At 67.3% G+C, this 16,293-nt stretch carries 14 protein-coding genes; 9 read left to right on the forward strand and 5 right to left on the reverse strand.

Features of this window, described 5'->3' with window-relative positions; genetic code table 11:
• Position 1: 1 nt before the first annotated feature.
• Genes FQV39_RS26710 through FQV39_RS26720 form a run of 3 tightly spaced genes read right to left on the reverse strand, consistent with a single transcriptional unit; the run spans position 2 to position 4,779 of the window.
• Complete coding sequence (locus tag FQV39_RS26710; RefSeq protein WP_149133050.1) at positions 2 to 2,824, reverse strand: DUF4159 domain-containing protein; 2,823 nt, start codon at positions 2,822 to 2,824, stop codon at positions 2 to 4.
• A 10-nt stretch (positions 2,825 to 2,834) separates the two neighbouring features.
• Entirely contained in the window at positions 2,835 to 3,752 is a 918-nt protein-coding gene (locus FQV39_RS26715; RefSeq protein ID WP_149133051.1) for a DUF58 domain-containing protein, read from the reverse strand.
• 4 nt (positions 3,753 to 3,756) lie between these two features.
• Complete coding sequence (locus tag FQV39_RS26720) at positions 3,757 to 4,779, reverse strand: AAA family ATPase (protein ID WP_210251145.1); 1,023 nt, start codon at positions 4,777 to 4,779, stop codon at positions 3,757 to 3,759.
• A gap of 203 nt (positions 4,780 to 4,982) precedes the next feature.
• Here FQV39_RS26720 and FQV39_RS26725 point away from each other — a divergent pair, with 203 nt between their 5' ends.
• From FQV39_RS26725 to FQV39_RS26740, 4 genes are read left to right on the forward strand one after another with little or no spacing between them, the layout of a single operon-like run.
• Positions 4,983 to 5,570, forward strand: a complete 588-nt coding sequence (locus tag FQV39_RS26725) for a DUF1285 domain-containing protein (RefSeq protein ID WP_248313154.1) — start codon at positions 4,983 to 4,985, stop codon at positions 5,568 to 5,570.
• Position 5,571: 1 nt separating this feature from the next.
• The gene (locus FQV39_RS26730) at positions 5,572 to 6,222 is read left to right on the forward strand and encodes a CoA pyrophosphatase (RefSeq protein ID WP_187640352.1); all 651 of its coding nucleotides are present in this window, start codon (positions 5,572 to 5,574) and stop codon (positions 6,220 to 6,222) included.
• Positions 6,223 to 6,264: 42 nt separating this feature from the next.
• Complete coding sequence (locus FQV39_RS26735) at positions 6,265 to 6,522, forward strand: DUF6111 family protein (RefSeq protein ID WP_149133055.1); 258 nt, start codon at positions 6,265 to 6,267, stop codon at positions 6,520 to 6,522.
• The gene (locus FQV39_RS26740) at positions 6,519 to 7,754 is read left to right on the forward strand and encodes a CCA tRNA nucleotidyltransferase (RefSeq protein ID WP_149133056.1); all 1,236 of its coding nucleotides are present in this window, start codon (positions 6,519 to 6,521) and stop codon (positions 7,752 to 7,754) included. Before FQV39_RS26735 ends, FQV39_RS26740 begins: the two co-directional genes overlap by 4 nt.
• Before the next feature lie 336 nt (positions 7,755 to 8,090).
• Here the strand turns inward: FQV39_RS26740 and hemF are convergent, their stop codons facing one another.
• Positions 8,091 to 8,960: an oxygen-dependent coproporphyrinogen oxidase gene (gene hemF, locus FQV39_RS26745; RefSeq protein ID WP_248313465.1), complete on the reverse strand. Its 870-nt coding sequence runs from the start codon at positions 8,958 to 8,960 to the stop codon at positions 8,091 to 8,093.
• Between the two features lie 34 nt (positions 8,961 to 8,994).
• Entirely contained in the window at positions 8,995 to 9,492 is a 498-nt protein-coding gene (locus FQV39_RS26750) for a tRNA (cytidine(34)-2'-O)-methyltransferase (protein ID WP_149133058.1), read from the reverse strand.
• A 268-nt stretch (positions 9,493 to 9,760) separates the two neighbouring features.
• Here FQV39_RS26750 and FQV39_RS26755 point away from each other — a divergent pair, with 268 nt between their 5' ends.
• The 5 genes from FQV39_RS26755 to FQV39_RS26775 all read left to right on the forward strand — a co-directional run bounded on the left by FQV39_RS26755 (position 9,761) and on the right by FQV39_RS26775 (position 16,279).
• The gene (locus FQV39_RS26755) at positions 9,761 to 11,626 is read left to right on the forward strand and encodes an ABC transporter ATP-binding protein (protein WP_149133059.1); all 1,866 of its coding nucleotides are present in this window, start codon (positions 9,761 to 9,763) and stop codon (positions 11,624 to 11,626) included.
• Positions 11,627 to 12,025: 399 nt separating this feature from the next.
• A complete protein-coding gene (gene petA, locus FQV39_RS26760) occupies positions 12,026 to 12,574 on the forward strand; it encodes a ubiquinol-cytochrome c reductase iron-sulfur subunit (RefSeq protein WP_282570114.1) in 549 nt (182 codons plus the stop codon).
• Positions 12,575 to 12,627: 53 nt separating this feature from the next.
• Positions 12,628 to 13,914, forward strand: coding sequence for a cytochrome b (locus FQV39_RS26765; protein WP_149133060.1), 1,287 nt, complete (start codon positions 12,628 to 12,630; stop codon positions 13,912 to 13,914).
• Between the two features lie 7 nt (positions 13,915 to 13,921).
• Positions 13,922 to 14,803: a cytochrome c1 gene (locus FQV39_RS26770; RefSeq protein ID WP_149133061.1), complete on the forward strand. Its 882-nt coding sequence runs from the start codon at positions 13,922 to 13,924 to the stop codon at positions 14,801 to 14,803.
• A 600-nt stretch (positions 14,804 to 15,403) separates the two neighbouring features.
• Complete coding sequence (locus tag FQV39_RS26775) at positions 15,404 to 16,279, forward strand: S-methyl-5'-thioadenosine phosphorylase (protein WP_149133062.1); 876 nt, start codon at positions 15,404 to 15,406, stop codon at positions 16,277 to 16,279.
• The last annotated feature ends 14 nt before the right edge of the window (positions 16,280 to 16,293 follow it).

Consider the following 16,293-nt stretch of genomic DNA (forward strand, 5'->3'; position numbering starts at 1 on the left):
GTCATTGTCCCAGGCGTTCGAGCAGGGCCGGAACATGGACCTGATCGGCCTTGTAGTTGCCGGTGAGGGCATACATCACGAGGTTGATGCCGCCGCGCAGCGCCATCTCACGCTGACGGGGATCGGCGCCGGAGAGCGGCACCAGCCCTTCACCGCGCTTGTCGATGGCCCAGGCGGCGGCGAGGTCGTTGGCGGTGATGATGATCGGTGAAACGTTGTCGCCGGCGCGTGCCGGGCGCCGGCCGTCACTGTCGGCCGGCGGCAGCGTCTCGACCCAGGTCGTGCCGCTGTCATAGCGGCCGACGAGCTCGTCGAGGATATAGAAGGTCTTGGTCAGCACATGGTCGCGCGGCAGCGGCTCGAGCTCGGGAATATCGAGCGTCTGCAGCATGCGCTTGAGCTGGTCGCCCTCCGGCGTGGTGCCGCCGCCGGGACGGGCGCTCATGGCGTCGCGCGTGTCGAAGATCACGAGGCCGCCGCCCTTCATATAGGCTTCGAGCTTGCGCAGGGTTTCGGCCGAGGGGATCGGCCGACCGGCGACCACCGGCCAGTAGAGCACCGGGAAGAAGGCGAGCTCGTCGCGCTCGACATTGACGCCGACGGCGTCGCCCGGCTCCAGCGCGGTGCGCGCGCCAAGCACGGTGTTGAGCCCGGTGAGACCGGCCTTCGACATGTCGTCGACCGCCCTGTCGCCGGTGACGACATAGGCGAGCCGCGTCACCGCGCCATTGGCGAGCAGCGCGCGGGGAATCGGCGGGCGAGCCTCCGCTTGGGGGTTCGTTGCAGGTTGGGCGCTGGCCGGGTCGGGCGAGAGGCTGCCTGCCAAGCCCAGCGCGATCAGGATCGCGGCCGCTGCGGTCGCTTTGCGGGCGCGGCCGAAGCCGAGCCGGCCACCGAGCCAGAGCGTCGCCAGCGTATCGACGACCAGCAGCAGCAGGGCGAGCGCCAGCAGGGGCGGGCGGGCATCGCGCGCCACGGGCTCGTCGATCGGCAGGATCGGTGCGCCGAGGCCGGCGAGATCGAGCGCTGCGAGCGTATCGTTCGGCGTGAGCGCATTGACCGCGAGCGTGCCGTCGGCCGGGCCATAGAGGCCGGGCGGATGGGCGAGGGTGCCGCGGCCGGCATAGTTGCGGGGCACGGGCTGGCTCGTCGCCGGCGGGGTGCGGAAGCGGCCGCTGCCGTCGAGGACGCGGGTCGGCGAGAGCGTCTCGACGCGAACCTCGTCGCTCTGGGCATCGGCGGCGGGGCCGGTGCCGGCGAGGTTCACGACCCTGCGCAGCATCTCCACGAAGAGGCCGGAGAGAGGCAGGTTCGACCAGGTCGTATCGGCCGTGACATGAACCATGGCGATGAGGCCGTCGCCGCGGCGCTCGCCGGTGACCACCGGCGTGCCGTCTTCGAGCGCGGCCCAGGTCTTGCGCGAGAGATCGGCCTCGGGCTCCGCCAGGATCTGGCGGCTGACGCGGATGTCGTCGCTGATCGTCAGCCCGTAGAAGGGGCTTTCGCGCGTGAAGGGCGCAAGCTTGCGCGGTGTCTCCCAGGAGAGGCCGCCACCGAGCGTCCGCCCACCGCGGCGCAGGCGGACCGGTGTCAGATCGTCCGAGGAGGCGGCGAGGCGCGCGCCGGCGAAGCGCAGCAGCACGCCGCCGCGGGTGACGAAATCGGAGACCTTGGCGCTGGTGTCGCGGTCGAGCGCGCCGATATCGGCCAGCACCAAGACCGAGAGATTCTGCGCGAGGAGTTCGCCGACCGGGTCGGTCGAACCCTGGCGCGGCTCGCGGACCTCGGCGAAGGGCTGGAGCGCGCGAGAGATGTAGTAGGTCGGCGACAGCAGCGGCTGCGCGGTGTCGGCAGTGGCGCCCGAGACGATGCCGATCCGGCGGCGCTTGGCGCGATCGTCGAGCAGGGCGACGGCGCCTGCGTTGTTCTCGCCGAGGATCTCGAGCCGCGAGACGGCGTTGCGCACCTCGATCGGCAAAGTCAGGCGCGCCGTCGTCTGCAGGTTGGAGCCTTCGAAGATGAACGGCGTGTCGCCGAGCGGCAGGCCTTTGAGGTCGAGCGCGCGGACGTGCCCGCTTGCGGGCGCACTGGCGATCGGGCGCAGGACCTTCACGCTGAGGGCGCCAGCGAGATTGTCGGGCGCGGCGAGCGCGAGCTGGTTCGGTGGACCGGCATGGATCGAAAGCCGCCTTGCGTCGGCAAGTTCCTTCAGCCTGGCCTGGAAGCTGCCGTCGTCCGAAACCGCGAGGCCGTCGGATATCCAGACGATCTCGGCTTCCGGCGCGCTCTGCAGGAAGGTTTCGATCCGTGGCAGATGGGCGGCTCGATCCGGCGCATGGGGCTGGAGCGCCAGCGCGCGCAGCCGGTCGAGCGCGACGCGCGGCTCCGCCAGTGCGATCGCGGCAGGCGCCTCGGCCAATCCGACGATGGCGACCGGACGGCCCTCGCGCGTCGCCGCGGCGATCCGCGATTCGGCCACGGTGACGCGGTCCGGCCAGTCGGAGGCGGCGCCGAAACCGTTGTCGACGAGAAGCAGGACGGGGCCGCGCAGGGCTGCGCCCTCGCGCGGCGGGTTCCAGATCGGGCCGGCGACGGCGAGAATCACGAGCGCAGCGACCGCCATGCGGATCGCGAGCAGCCACCAGGGCGTATGCGCCGGCAATTCCCGCTTGGCGACGAGGTCCGCCATGATCTTGAGCGGCGGGAAGTCGATGCGGCGCGGCCTTGGCGGCGTCACGCGCAGGATCAGCCAGAGCGCGGGGAGCAGGGCGAGCGCGGCGAGTGCGAGCGGTGCGGTGAAGCTCAAGGGGAGGGCGCTGAACATGGCGGCTCCCTCAGAAACCCGACACGCCGCGCGAGGCGGCGACGAGGCTGGCGATGCGCAGCACGGCCTCGCTCGCCGGGCGGTCGGTGCGGTGAAGCGTCAGGGTCCAGCCGGCCTTGCGGCAGGCTTCAGTAATCGCCTCGCGATGGGCGGCGAGGCGCTGGCGATAGGCGTCGCCCCAGGCGCCGGCGTCACCGACGCGCAGTGACAGCCCATCCTCCAGATCGAAAAGCTCGGCCTGGCCGGTGAAGGGGAAGATTTCCTCGATCGGATCGGCGATCAGCAGGAGGTGGCCGCGCGCGCCGCTCGACGCCATGGTGGCGATGCGCTGCGCCAGCGAAGCGGAGGGCGAGAGCCCGTCGGTGATGATGATGGCGTCCGCCAGCCGCGGCAGCGGCTCGCCGGGCGGCAGGTCGGCTTCGCTATTGCGGCTATCGGCGGCAATGGCTTGGGCCAGCAGCTCGACGATGCGGCGCGAGGCCAGCGCCCGTGTCAGGCCGAGATGGCCGACGCGCTCGCCACCCTCCACCATCGTCTCGGCCAGAGCGAAACCCGCGACCAGTGCGCGGTCGACCTTCGGCGCCATCGCCAGCGAGGAGGCGAAGCCCATCGAGGGCGAACGGTCGATCCAGAGCCAGATCGAGTGCGAGGCTTCCCATTCACGCTCCCGCACGAAGAGATGGCCGTCGCGGGCAGAGCGGCGCCAGTCGATGCGCGAGGCGGATTCGCCGGCGACCAGCGGGCGATACTGCCAGAAGGTCTCGCCCGGGCCGGAGCGGCGCCTGCCGTGGATGCCGTGGACGCTGGCGGAGACGCGGCGGGCTTCGAGGATCAGGCGGGGCAGGCGCGCGGCAAGGTCGAGCGATTCCGTCAGAGCCGGCTTGGCGGGTTTCCGCTCGTTCGGACCCAGGACGCGCGTGCGCAACATCGGCCTATCCCAGCCGTTCCACGAGCCGGCCGATGACACCCTCGACGGTCTCGCCATCGGCGCGGGCGGCGAAGGTCAGCGCGACACGGTGCTTGAGGACCGGCTGGGCGAGCGCGGCGACATCGTCCACGGACGGCGCGAGCCGGCCCTCGACCAGCGCGCGGGCCCGCACTGCAAGCGTCAGCGACTGGCTGGCGCGCGGACCCGGACCCCAGGCGAGCTTGTCGGTGATGGCGGTATCGCCATCGCCGGGGCGGGCGGAACGGACGAGGTCGAGGATCGCATCGACGACCGCCTCGCCGACCGGCAGGCGGCGCACGAGACGCTGGATCGACATCAGCGTCTCGGCGGTCATCGCCTGGGACGGCTTGTATTCGGTCGCGCCGGTGGTTTCGAGCAGGATGCGCCGCTCGGCCTCGCGGTCGGGATAGCCGACATCGATCTCGAGCAGGAAACGGTCGAGCTGCGCCTCGGGCAGGGGGTAGGTCCCTTCCTGCTCGATCGGGTTCTGGGTGGCGAGAACGTGGAAGGGCGCGGGCAGATCGTAGCGCTCGCCGGCTACGGTGACGTGATGCTCCTGCATCGCCTGCAGCAGCGCGGATTGGGTGCGGGGCGAGGCGCGGTTGATCTCGTCCGCCATCAGGAGCTGGGCGAAGACCGGGCCCTTGATGAAGCGGAAATGGCGCTTGCCGTCGCTGCTCTCGTCGAGCACCTCGGAGCCGAGGATGTCGGACGGCATCAGGTCGGGCGTGAACTGGACGCGCCGGGCGCCGAGGCCGAGCACCGTGCCCATGGCCTCGACCAGCTTGGTCTTGGCGAGGCCGGGCACGCCGACGAGCAGGCCGTGGCCGCCTGCGAGCAAGGTCACCAGCGAGAGATCGACCACCGCCTGCTGGCCGAAGATGACCCCGCCGATCTCCTTGCGCGCTGCGCCGATGGCGCCGAGCGCGGCCTCGGCCGCTTCGACGATGCCGCTGTCGAGATCGACGGGGGAAGTGCTCTCGCTCGCGCGGGCTTGCGCCGCCATGTCGGTCTCCTTCACTGTCGCGGGCCGTTGCGCCGCCATGCGAACCGGTCGATGTGTTCCACCGTTGAATGTGGACGGGCCAACCGTGCGGCTCAAGCGCCGAATGGAATGGTACACATCATCTCGGCTTCACGATTATGTGGAGTTCAAGGCAGAAACGCGATGCAACCAATATGCCGCAGCAAGGGAAGACGGGGCTTTCGATGACGGCTCCGGGCAATGCGATGGACCGGCTGATGGCCGCGCTGGGCAGCGGAAAGGCGCGCGGATTGCCGCCGGTCGAGCGCTGGAATCCGGCCTTTTGCGGTGATCTCGACATGCGGATCGCCGCTGACGGCACCTGGTTCTATCTCGGCACGCCGATCGGCCGGCCGGCGCTGGTGAAGCTCTTTTCCTCGGTGCTGAAGCGCGAGGGCGACGATTACTTTCTCGTGACTCCGGTCGAAAAGGTCGGGATCAAGGTCGATGATGCGCCATTTCAGGCTGTTGAAATGCAAGTGGATGGCGAGGGTGACGAAAGGAGCATCGCCTTCCGGACGCAGGTCGACGATCTGTTCTGCGTCGGGCCGGAGCACCCTTTGCGTTTCCAGCGGGCTGCGAAGGACGGGCTGAAGCCTTATGTCCATGTCCGGCATGGCCTCTGGGCCCGGCTGACGCGCGCGCTGACCTATGATCTGCTCGCGCTCGGCGAGGTGCGGGAGGCCGAAGGGCAGGCGATGTTCGGCGTGGCAGTGGCCGGCCGGTTCTACCCGGCGCTGCCGGCGAGCGAGATCGAAGGCATCGGGATTTGACGTGAACGACCAGGCTCTGAACCTCAGCACCGAGGCTTTCGCCAAGCTGGCGCGCGAGCGATTGCGCGCCGAGCCGCCGGCGCTTGGCGACCTCATCGCTCGCCCTCGCGGTGACCACGAGAATCAGCCGCAGCCCGTGCCGGTTCCAGACGAGAAGCGCGCGGTCCCCGCGGCTGTGCTGATCGGAATCGTGCCGCGCCAGGCGGGGCCGACCGTACTCCTCACCCAACGGGCCGCGGCGTTGCGCAATCATTCGGCGCAGGTCGCCTTTCCCGGAGGGCGGGTCGATGCGGTCGACGGTTCGCCGGTCGTGACCGCCTTGCGCGAGACCGAGGAGGAGATCGGTCTGTCGCGGGAGCGCATCCGCACGCTCGGCTTTCTCGACGCCTATCTGACCGGCACGGGTTATCGCATCGTGCCGGTGGTCGCACTGATCGAACCGCCCTTCTCGCTGGCGATCAACCATCACGAGGTCGACGAAGCATTCGAGACGCCGCTCTCCTTCCTGCTCGATCCCGCCAATCACAAGCGGGAGGGGCGCGAGTGGAAGGGGCATTTCCGCACCTACTATGCGATGCCGTTCGAGGGTCGCTATATCTGGGGTGCGACCGCCGGCATGATCCGTAATCTTTACGAGCGGCTGGCTGGTTAGCATTGCTTTGCGCGGAGAGCGCGCCGGAGAACGACGAAGCCGATGCTGCGCGCGATCATCGAAGAGGTCCTGCTCTTCGTCCTGCCCTTCTGCGTTTTCGCGGGCTATCTCGTCGTCAAGCGGCGCAACCCTTTCGACGTCGAGCACTGGAGCCGGCACGCCTTCTGGCTCGCTATCACCGGCCTGCTGCTGGCGATCGGAGTGCTCACCTATACCGGTTTCATTGCTCCGCGCAGCGAGGGAGCGTACGAGCCGCCGCATATGGAGAATGGGGTGCTCGTGCCTGGCCGGTTCAAATGACCGGGGGGCACGAAGAGGCCATCGGCCGCTTCCTGGCCGAGCCGATCCTGGCCCGCCTCCTGAACGCACTGAACGGGGAGGGAGAGGAAACCCGCATCGTCGGCGGCGCCGTGCGCAATCTCCTGCTCGGCGAACCGGCGAACGACGTCGACCTCGCCACCACCGCTCTGCCGCGGGAGACGATCCGACGCGGCCGGAAGGCCGGGTTCAAGGCTGTGCCGACGGGAATCGAGCATGGCACGGTGACGCTGATTTCAGACGGCACGAGTTTCGAGGTGACGACGCTGCGGCGCGACGTCGAGACCGACGGGCGGCGCGCCAAGGTCGTTTTCGGGCGGGATTTCGCCGAGGACGCGCTGCGGCGCGACTTCACCATCAATGCGCTGGGCCTGGATCGCGATGGCAAGCTGCATGATTACAGCACCGGTCTTGCCGATCTGGCCGGGCGGCGCGTGCGTTTCATCGGTGATGCCGAGACGCGTATCCGCGAGGACTATCTGCGGATCCTGCGCTTCTTCCGCTTCCATGCCCGCTATGGTGCGGGCGCACCCGATGCGGAGGGCCTGCGCGCCTGCATCGCAGGTCGCGACGGGCTCGCTGGCCTGTCGCGGGAGCGCGTTCGGGCGGAGCTGATGAAGCTGGTGGTTGCTCCCGGAGCAGCCCCCACGCTCGAAGCCATGGCCGCGGCCGGGCTTTTGCTGCCTGTGATCGGCGCCGTGCCGCATCTCTCGCGCTTCGCTGCCATTGCCGGCGAGGGCGGCGAGCGTGTCTATCCAGCCTTCCGGTTGGCGGCGCTCGCTGTGTCGGTTCGGGAGGATGCGCCGCGTTTGCGCCAGAGGTTGCGGCTCTCGAATGAGGAGTTCGACCGGGTCGACCGGATCGCATTGGCTCTCGAAGGGCTGGGCGGGCAGGCGAGACTGCCGTCGCTGGCGCGGCTGCGCCATGTCGCCGACCGCGCCGGAAGCGATGCTGCCGCCGCGGCCCTCGTCTTGCTAACGGCCTCGTCGGGCGAGGAACTCGGCATCGCGGTGCAGGATCTCATCGGCCAGCTGGGCAGGACACCTGCTTTCCTGCCGCGCGGGCATGATGCGCTCGCCCGCGGCGTGCCGAAAGGCGAGCGCATCGGGCAGGTCCTCGCAGAGGCCCGCCGGCTCTGGATCGAGGCCGACTGTCCGGCCGATGTGGAAGCGCAGTTCGAACTGCTTGATGTTGCCGCTCAAACGCCTCGTTGACCCACTGTTGTCCGGTTCGCCTCGCGCAGGCGGGTGCCGGGGCGGGCTCCTCCCTTCCCCCTTGTGGGGAAGGGTATGGGGATGGGGGTGGTTCCGCTTGGTGAGCGTTGAACCCCGTCGTTCGACCCCCACCCCTGCCCCTCCCCACAAGGGGGAGGGGTTCCCCGCGCCTGTCATCTCCGTCGCTGTTCCATGGAAAGCCTTCGATCCATCGTGCTTTCCAAGACGGTCCTCAAAACGAACCGGACAGCCGTGGGCTTGACCCGAGCATCTTCTGAAAGAGATTCTCGGATCTCCGCTTCGCTACGTTTGAGAATGACGCCTGCCCGACAGTGACTAGGGCCAGCGCACCGTCGGCGGCATCGAGGACAGGATCGAATCGACGTTGCCGCCGGTCTTCAGCCCGAAGATCGTGCCGCGGTCGTAGAGCAGGTTGAACTCGACATAGCGGCCGCGGCGGACCTGCTGCTCATGGCGCTCGGCCTCGGTCCAGGGCTTGCCGATATTGCGGCAGAGCACATTGGGATAGATGTCGAGGAAAGCCTCGCCCACGGCCTTGGTGAAGGCGAAATCGGCCTCGGCATCGCCGGTCCAGACATAGTCGTAGAAGATGCCGCCGATGCCGCGCGGCTCGTTGCGGTGCTTCAGGAAGAAGTACTCGTCGCACCACTGCTTGAAGCGGGAATAATCCGCCACGGCCGGGAAGTTCTCACAGGGCCGGCGCATCGCGGCATGGAAATCCCGCGAATCCGGGTCGTCCTGGTTGCGCCGGGCGTCGAGCACCGGCGTCAGGTCGGCGCCGCCGCCGAACCAGGGCTTCGTCGTGACGACGAAGCGCGTGTTCATATGCACGGTCGGCGCGTGCGGGTTCCAGGGATGGGCGATCAGCGAGATGCCCGTGGCGTGGAAGCGCGGATCCTCCGAGGCGCCGGGGATCTGGGCCGCGAAATCCGGATGAAAGCTGCCATGGACGGTCGAGACATGGACGCCGACCTTCTCGAAGACACGGCCCTTCATGATCGACATCACGCCGCCGCCGCCGGGCGCGCCGTCATGGTTGGTGCGCTGCCAGGGCGTCCGGACGAAGCGGCCGGGCTGGTTGGTTTCAGGGGGGAAGGGGCCGCCCGCCTCGTCCTCGACCTCCTCGAAGGCGGCGCAGATCCGGTCGCGCAGATTCTCAAACCAGGCGGCCGCGCGGGGCTTCATCGCCTCGATGACAGCCGGGTCGGCGGGCGCAGCTTCAACGGGCTTGGGTTTGTTCATGGTCGTGTCCATCACGGCGCGGAAAGCCGCCTGTCTGTCGCAACGCCTCACCCATTACCATCGCAGCCGCAAGCGCGACATTGAGCGATCGCAAAGCCGGGCGCATCGGGATGTGAAGGCTCGCATCGGCCGCAGCCTGCACCGCGGGCGTGACGCCGGCCGATTCGCGCCCGACCAGAACGATGTCGCCGGGCTGGAAGACGAAGTCCGGCAGCGGGGTCGCGCCATCCGTCTCCGCGAGGACGAGGCGGTGGCCGGCGTCACGCCGCCACTGGTCGAAAGCCGCGAAGGAATCGTGCCGGGAGACGGCGGCACGCTCGAGATAATCCATGCCCGAACGGCGGAAATGCCGGTCCGAGACGTCGAAGGCGGCGGGCTCGATGATATCGACCGCGATGCCGAGACAAGCCGCCATGCGGATCATCGTGCCGGCATTCTGCGGAATATCCGGCTGGAACAGGGCGAGACGCAACATGGCCCTGTCATGCGGTGACGCCCGGATATGCGTCAAGCAGGCTGGCCATTCGCATAGGCGGGGGCCATATGCCTCGAAACCGTCGTGATGCCGCTCTCGAGGCTGTTAGGGACTATGGGATGGATTTGACGCTGGCGATTTTGCGCGACTGCTGTGTCTTTCTTCGTAGCAAGCCGGAAGGCTTGCGTCCTCGAACTCCTGGCATTCGCGCAAAATCGCCAGCGTCAAATCCATCCCATAGTCCCTAACAGACTCTAGGAAGGCAGACATGTTCGCTCCGCTCTTCCGCTGGCTTGAAAGCCGAGTCGACGTCTTCGCTCCCTTCGACGAGCAGGAGACGCCGCCGCACGGCGTCTGGCCCTTCATGTGGCACCACATCAAGGGCGTGAAGGGCTGGATGGCGGCGATCATGATCACCGGCCTCGGCTTCAGCGGCATCGAGGCGGCGATGTATCTGATGGTCGGCTGGTTCGTCGATCTGCTCTCGACGCAGTCGCCCGAGACGATCTTCCGCGACCATGGCTGGCTGCTTGCTAGCGCCGCCTTCCTGCTCGTGGTGGTCAGGCCGCTGATCTATTTCGCCAACCACGCCATCGTCGATCAGGTCGTGGTGCCGCAGATCACCAACCAGATCCGCTGGCGCAACCATGTCTACACGCTCGGCCATGCGCTGGGTTATTTCCAGAACGACTTCGCCGGGCGGCTCTCGGCCCGCGTCATCCAGGCCGGGCAGTCGATCCGCGGCGCCACGATCGAGGTCATCGACGACCTCTGGTACGCGCTCGTCTTTGCCTCCGTGGCGATCGGCTTCTTCGGCAAGACGAGTCTCTGGCTCGCCCTGCCGGTCGTCGTCTGGCTCGGCGCCTATGTCTCGCTGCTCATCTATTTCGTGCCGCGCGCCAAGAAGCGTTCGGAGGCGAACTCCTTCGGCCGTTCGAGCACGACCGGGCGCATCGTCGATTCCTACACCAACATCCTGACGGTGAAGCTGTTCGCGCGCGCCGATGCCGAACGCTCCGCCGTCCGCGACTCGTTGACGCGGTGGAACGCCTCGTTCCTCAACCTGTCGCGGTTGATCACCGGCGTCAGCGTCATCCTGCAGACGATGAACAGTCTGCTCGTCGTGGTGACCGCCTGGCTCGCGCTGCTGCTGTGGAGTCAGGGCGAGATGACGCCGGGCGCGGTCGCAGCCGCGATCGGCCTCGTGCTGCGCCTTGTGCAGATGTCCGGCTGGCTGATCCATCTCGTGCGCGGCATCTTCGAGAATATCGGCTCGGTGCAGGAGAGCATGGAGACGATCGCCAAGCCGCATGATCTGCGCGATGCGCCGGATGCCCGGCCGCTCGTCGTCGACAAGGGCGCGATCAGCTTCGAGAAGATCCGCTTCAACTACGGCCGGGGCGTCGGCCTGTTCGAGGGACTCGATCTTCAGATCAAGCCGGGCGAGCGGGTCGGTCTGGTCGGACCGTCCGGCGCCGGCAAGTCGACGCTGGTGAACCTGCTGCTCCGGCTCTACCCGCTCGAGAGCGGGCGCATCCTGATCGACGGGCAGGACATCGCCCATGTCACGCAGGACAGTCTGCGGGCGCAGATCGGCATGGTGACGCAGGACAATTCGCTGCTGCATCGCTCGATCGGCGACAACATCGCCTATGGCCGGATCGGCGCGAGCGAGGCGGAGATCATCGCCGCCGCGCAACAGGCCGAGGCGCATGACTTCATCCTCGGACTCGGCGACCAGGACGGGCGCCAGGGCTTCGATTCGCGCGTCGGTGAGCGCGGCGTGAAGCTCTCGGGCGGTCAGCGCCAGCGCATCGCCATCGCGCGCGTGCTGCTCAAGGATGCGCCGATCCTGATTCTCGACGAGGCGACTTCGGCGCTCGATTCAGAGGTCGAGGCGGCGATCCAGCAGCAGCTCGCGGCGCTGATGGAAGGCAAGACGGTGATCGCGATCGCGCATAGACTTTCGACCATCGCCGCGCTCGACCGGCTGATCGTGCTCGATCAGGGGCGGATCGTCGCGACCGGAAGCCATGACGAGCTGATCCGGCGGGGCGGGCTCTATGCCCGGCTCTGGGCGCGGCAATCGGGTGGCTTCCTCGCCGCCGCCGATCCGGAAAAACTCGCCGTCTGACAGCGGGGCGATCTCGCCTGGAACCTCGCCGTCATTCCGGGGCAGGCCGCAGGCCTGAGCCCGGAACCCAGAACCGATGCGGCTTATCGGAAGAGCACCGAGGGCAGTTGCTCTTCGCGGTCAGGGCATCGGTTCTGGGTTCCGGGCTCTTCGCTGGCGCGAAGCCCCGGAATGACGACGGGGTTCCGCTGAAATGCAACAGGGCCAAAGCCTTCGCCTGCGAACTGTGCGCCATGCATGGGCGGGAGGTTCGCGACAGTAGACTTCGTCCAATCTGCATGTCAAAGAGCCCACGGTGACGCACCGCCGCATTGCGGCGGTCGCGGCGCGCCCCTATGAGGGCGAGAGGCGACAATTTCGAGCTGTTCCAGCTCGCAAGACGTGTAAGAGGATTGGATCGTGGCGCACGCGACCGATACATCGACCGGAACAACCCGCCGCGATTTCCTGATGCTCACGACCGGAGCTGCCGGCGCCGTCGGCATCGGCGCTGTCATCGTTCCCCTGATCAGCCAGCTCGCTCCCGATGCGCAGACCGTCGCGGCCGGCGCGCCGATCGATCTCGATCTGTCGCCCATCGCCGAGGGCCAGTCGATCAAGCTGTTCTGGCGCGGCAAGCTGATCTTCGTGCGCCACCGCACCAAGAAGGAGGTCGACGAGGCCCTCGCCGTCGACATCGCCACGCTGCGCGATCCGCAGACCGATCAGCAGCGCACCAAGGCCGGGCACGAGCGTTTCCTCATCGTCTACGGCAACTGCACCCATCTCGGCTGCGTGCCGCTCGGCAACGCACCCGGCGAGCCGAAGGGCGATTTCGACGGCTGGTTCTGCCCCTGCCACGGCTCGCACTACGATTCCTCCGGCCGCATCCGCAAGGGCCCGGCACCGCTCAACCTGCCGGTTCCGCCCTACGCCTTCACCGCGGACACCAAGATCAAGATCGGCTGAGCAATGCGCTCGACGCTTTCCCGCCAAGATGAGACAGCCTTGAGGCATTCTTCATGAGTGGTCACAGTTCCTACGTCCCGAAGACCGGCATCGAACGCTGGCTCGACGCCCGCCTGCCGATCGTCCGCCTGGCTCATGATTCGGCCGTCTCCTATCCGGTGCCGCGCAACCTGAACTATCTCTGGACGTTCGGCGGCATCCTCGTGTTCATGCTGGTGGCGCAGATCGTCACCGGCATCATCCTGGCGATGCACTACACCGCCAACTCCCTGCTGGCGTTCAACTCCGTCGAGCACATCATGCGCGACGTGAACTATGGCTGGCTGCTGCGCTACCTGCATTCGAACGGCGCCTCGATGTTCTTCATCGCCGTCTACGTGCACATCTTCCGCGGGCTCTATTACGGTTCGTACAAGGCGCCGCGCGAGGTGCTCTGGATCCTCGGCGTGGTCATCTTCCTCCTGATGATGGCGACGGCCTTCATGGGCTACGTGCTGCCCTGGGGCCAGATGTCCTTCTGGGGCGCGACCGTCATCACCAACCTGTTCTCGGCGCTGCCGGTGATCGGCGAGACGATCGTCACCTTCCTGTGGGGTGGCTACTCGGTCGACAACCCGACGCTGAACCGCTTCTTCTCGCTGCACTACCTGCTGCCGTTCATGATCTTCGGCGTCGTCGTGCTGCACATCTGGGCGCTGCACGTCGTCGGCCAGAACAACCCGACCGGTGTCGAGGTGAAGAACGTCGAGAAGGATACCGTGCCTTTCACGCCCTACGCGACCGTCAAGGACATCTTCGGCATGGTCGTGTTCATGATCCTGTTCTCCTGGTTCGTGTTCTACCAGCCGAATTTCCTGGGCCACGCCGATAACTACATCGTTGCCAACCCGGCCGCGACGCCGGCGCATATCGTGCCCGAATGGTACTTCCTGCCGTTCTACGCGATCCTGCGCGCCATCCCCGACAAGCTCGGCGGCGTTCTCGCCATGGGCTCGGCCATCGTCGTGCTCGCCTTCCTGCCCTGGATCGACACCTCGAAGGTCCGCTCGATGAGCTACCGCCCGATCGCGCGCCAGCTGTTCTGGGCCTTCGTCCTGGTCTGCATCGGCCTGGGCTATCTCGGCGCCATGCCGGCGGAAGGCGGCTACGTCATCGCCTCGCAGATCTTCACCGCGCTGTATTTCGGCTTCTTCGTCGCGCTCTTCGTCGTCGGCCTGTTCGAGCGGCCGAAGGCGCTGCCGACCTCGATCGCCGATGCCGTGCTCGCAGCTTCCGAGAAGAACGGCTCGGCGGCGCGCATCGCGATCGCCACCGCTGCCGAACCGAACGTCAAGGGCTGACGGAACCATGAGCAGAACATCGTTTCGTCTCGCCCTGACCGGGCTCGCCGCCGGCCTGTCGCTGGCGTTCTTCCAGCCGGCGGCGCAGGCTGCCGAGGGTGTGGCTCATCCGCCGGCTCTCAGCTGGTCGTTCTCCGGCCCCGTCGGCAAGTTCGACCGGGCCCAGCTGCAGCGCGGCTTCAAGGTCTACAAGGAAGTCTGCGCGGCCTGCCACGGCGCCAGCCTGGTCCGTTTCCGCAACCTGTCGGAGCCGGGCGGCCCCGAATTCACGCCCGGCCAGATCGCTGCGCTCGCCGCGACCTATCAGATCAAGGACGGCCCGAACGATCAGGGCGAGATGTTCGACCGGCCGGGCCGGCCGGCCGACGCCTTCCCGTCGCCGTTCCCGAACGAACAGGCGGCGCGCGCGGCCCAGGGCGGCGCCTATCCGCCGGACTTCTCGGTGCTGGCCAAGGCCCGCACCTATGTGCGCGGCTTCCCGACCTTCATCTTCGATATCTTCACCCAGTATCAGGAGCAGGGGCCGGACTACATCCACGCCCTGCTGACGGGCTATGAGGAGCCGCCGGCAGGTTTCCCGGCGCTCCTGCCGGGGCAGAACTACAACAAGTACATGCCCGGCCACCTGATCGCGATGCCGAAGCCGCTCTCCGACGGGCAGGTCGAGTATCCGAAGGGCCCGGACGGCAAGTCGCCGGTGCCTGAGACGGTCGATCAGTATGCGCGTGACGTCGCCGCCTTCATGGTCTGGATGGCGGAGCCGCATCTGGAAGCGCGCAAGCGCCTCGGCCTGCAGGTCATGCTCTTCCTCGTGGCCTTCTCGTTCCTGCTCTACTACACCAAGAAGAAGGTGTGGTCGCGCATGCCGGACGGCTCGCCGGCGCACTGACGCGACGGGACGTGATTTCGGAACAGGCCCCGCCCAGCGGGGCCTTTTTCGTTGATGCCCGGAACCTGGAGCACGACGCCGTTCCAGAAAAGTGCGGACAGCGCGGGGAACCCCTCTCCTGCATCGAAGTCGGCTGTTGCCGACTTCGACACTTTAAAGCGCTGATCTCGGGCAAGCCCGAGATCAGTGAGAGGGACAGGGGTGAGGTGTAGGCCACTGGACCAGTAAAGTGTGCCTTCACCGCAGCAACGGTGAGGTCACGGCTAAAGCGTCCAACGGCCTTCCCCTCACCCTGCCCTCTCCCTCCGGGAGAGGGTTCCCTGCGCAAGCTGGAGTGACCTCCTGTTCATGGATTCCGGGCTCAAGCGCTCCGCGCTTGCCCCGGAATGACGGTGGTGGTTCTGCCGCGAGGCGCCGGGTCCATGCGTCGCGGCTGAGTCGTATTGCGACCGTCATCGAAAGATGGTCCCTTCCGCGCCCGCAACAGATCGCCGCGCGTCCTATCGGACGCGGCAACGGCGATCGGCATATTTGTCATCGCATCGGATCCTTCCGAAAAGTGGCTTCCACTGTTCGGTCCGATGCTCGAGGGAATCAGCCATGAGTGAAGCCGTCCTCGGAATCATCGGCGGATCGGGCATCTACGATCTGCCGGGCCTTAGCGACTTGCGCGAGGAGCGCATCGACAGTCCCTGGGGCGAGCCGTCGGACGTGCTGCGGATCGGCCGGCTCGGTTCCACCAGGATCGTCTTCCTGCCGCGGCACGGGCGCGGCCATGCCATTCCGCCTTCCGAGATCAACTACCGCGCCAATATCGACGTGCTCAAGCGCGCCGGTGTGACCGACCTCGTCTCGCTCTCGGCCTGCGGCTCCTACAAGGCCGAGCTCTATCCAGGGCTGTTCGTTCTGGTCGATCAGTTCGTCGATCGCACCACGCGGCGCGAAAGCTCCTTCTTCGGCAGGGGTTGCGTCGCTCATGTCTCCGTCGCCCATCCTGTTGGTCCGGCGCTGCAGGGACGGATCGCGGCGGCTGCCGAAGTGGAGGGGCTGCCCTTCGTGCGCGGCGGAACGCTGGTGACGATGGAAGGGCCGCAATTCTCGACCTATGCGGAATCGATCACCTATCGCAGCCTCGGCTACGACCTGATCGGTATGACCGCGATGCCGGAGGCCAAGCTCGCGCGCGAGGCGGAGATCACCTACGCCACCGTCGCGATGGTGACGGACTATGATTGCTGGCATGAGCTGCACGGCGCCGTGGATGTCAGCTCCGTCGTGGCGGTGCTGCATGAGAACGCCGACAAGGCGCGCCGCCTCGTCGTGCGGCTCGCGGCCGACTTCCCGGCCGAGCGCGAGCCTTGCCCGGCCGGCTCGCACAACGCCCTCGATAATGCGATCATCACCGCACCCGCCTTTCGCGATCCCGCTCTTCTGGCGAAGCTCGGAGCGGTCGCCGGGCGCGTGCTCAAGGGCTGAGTGATGGCTGCGCC

The organism is Bosea sp. F3-2 (assembly GCF_008253865.1).
GTDB lineage: Bacteria > Pseudomonadota > Alphaproteobacteria > Rhizobiales > Beijerinckiaceae > Allobosea.

What these genes read in the sequence shown, in the direction of transcription:
- hemF (WP_248313465.1), bottom strand. Translation starts at nt 8,960, where the DNA reads ATGAAGCCCCGCGCGGCCGCCTGGTTTGAGAATCTGCGCGACCGGATC.
- FQV39_RS26720 (WP_210251145.1), bottom strand. Translation starts at nt 4,779, where the DNA reads ATGGCGGCGCAAGCCCGCGCGAGCGAGAGCACTTCCCCCGTCGATCTC.
- FQV39_RS26740 (WP_149133056.1), top strand. Translation starts at nt 6,519, where the DNA reads ATGACCGGGGGGCACGAAGAGGCCATCGGCCGCTTCCTGGCCGAGCCG.
- FQV39_RS26765 (WP_149133060.1), top strand. Translation starts at nt 12,628, where the DNA reads ATGAGTGGTCACAGTTCCTACGTCCCGAAGACCGGCATCGAACGCTGG.
- FQV39_RS26750 (WP_149133058.1), bottom strand. Translation starts at nt 9,492, where the DNA reads ATGTTGCGTCTCGCCCTGTTCCAGCCGGATATTCCGCAGAATGCCGGC.
- FQV39_RS26710 (WP_149133050.1), bottom strand. Translation starts at nt 2,824, where the DNA reads ATGTTCAGCGCCCTCCCCTTGAGCTTCACCGCACCGCTCGCACTCGCC.
- FQV39_RS26775 (WP_149133062.1), top strand. Translation starts at nt 15,404, where the DNA reads ATGAGTGAAGCCGTCCTCGGAATCATCGGCGGATCGGGCATCTACGAT.
- FQV39_RS26715 (WP_149133051.1), bottom strand. Translation starts at nt 3,752, where the DNA reads ATGTTGCGCACGCGCGTCCTGGGTCCGAACGAGCGGAAACCCGCCAAG.
- FQV39_RS26735 (WP_149133055.1), top strand. Translation starts at nt 6,265, where the DNA reads ATGCTGCGCGCGATCATCGAAGAGGTCCTGCTCTTCGTCCTGCCCTTC.
- FQV39_RS26755 (WP_149133059.1), top strand. Translation starts at nt 9,761, where the DNA reads ATGTTCGCTCCGCTCTTCCGCTGGCTTGAAAGCCGAGTCGACGTCTTC.
- FQV39_RS26725 (WP_248313154.1), top strand. Translation starts at nt 4,983, where the DNA reads ATGACGGCTCCGGGCAATGCGATGGACCGGCTGATGGCCGCGCTGGGC.
- FQV39_RS26770 (WP_149133061.1), top strand. Translation starts at nt 13,922, where the DNA reads ATGAGCAGAACATCGTTTCGTCTCGCCCTGACCGGGCTCGCCGCCGGC.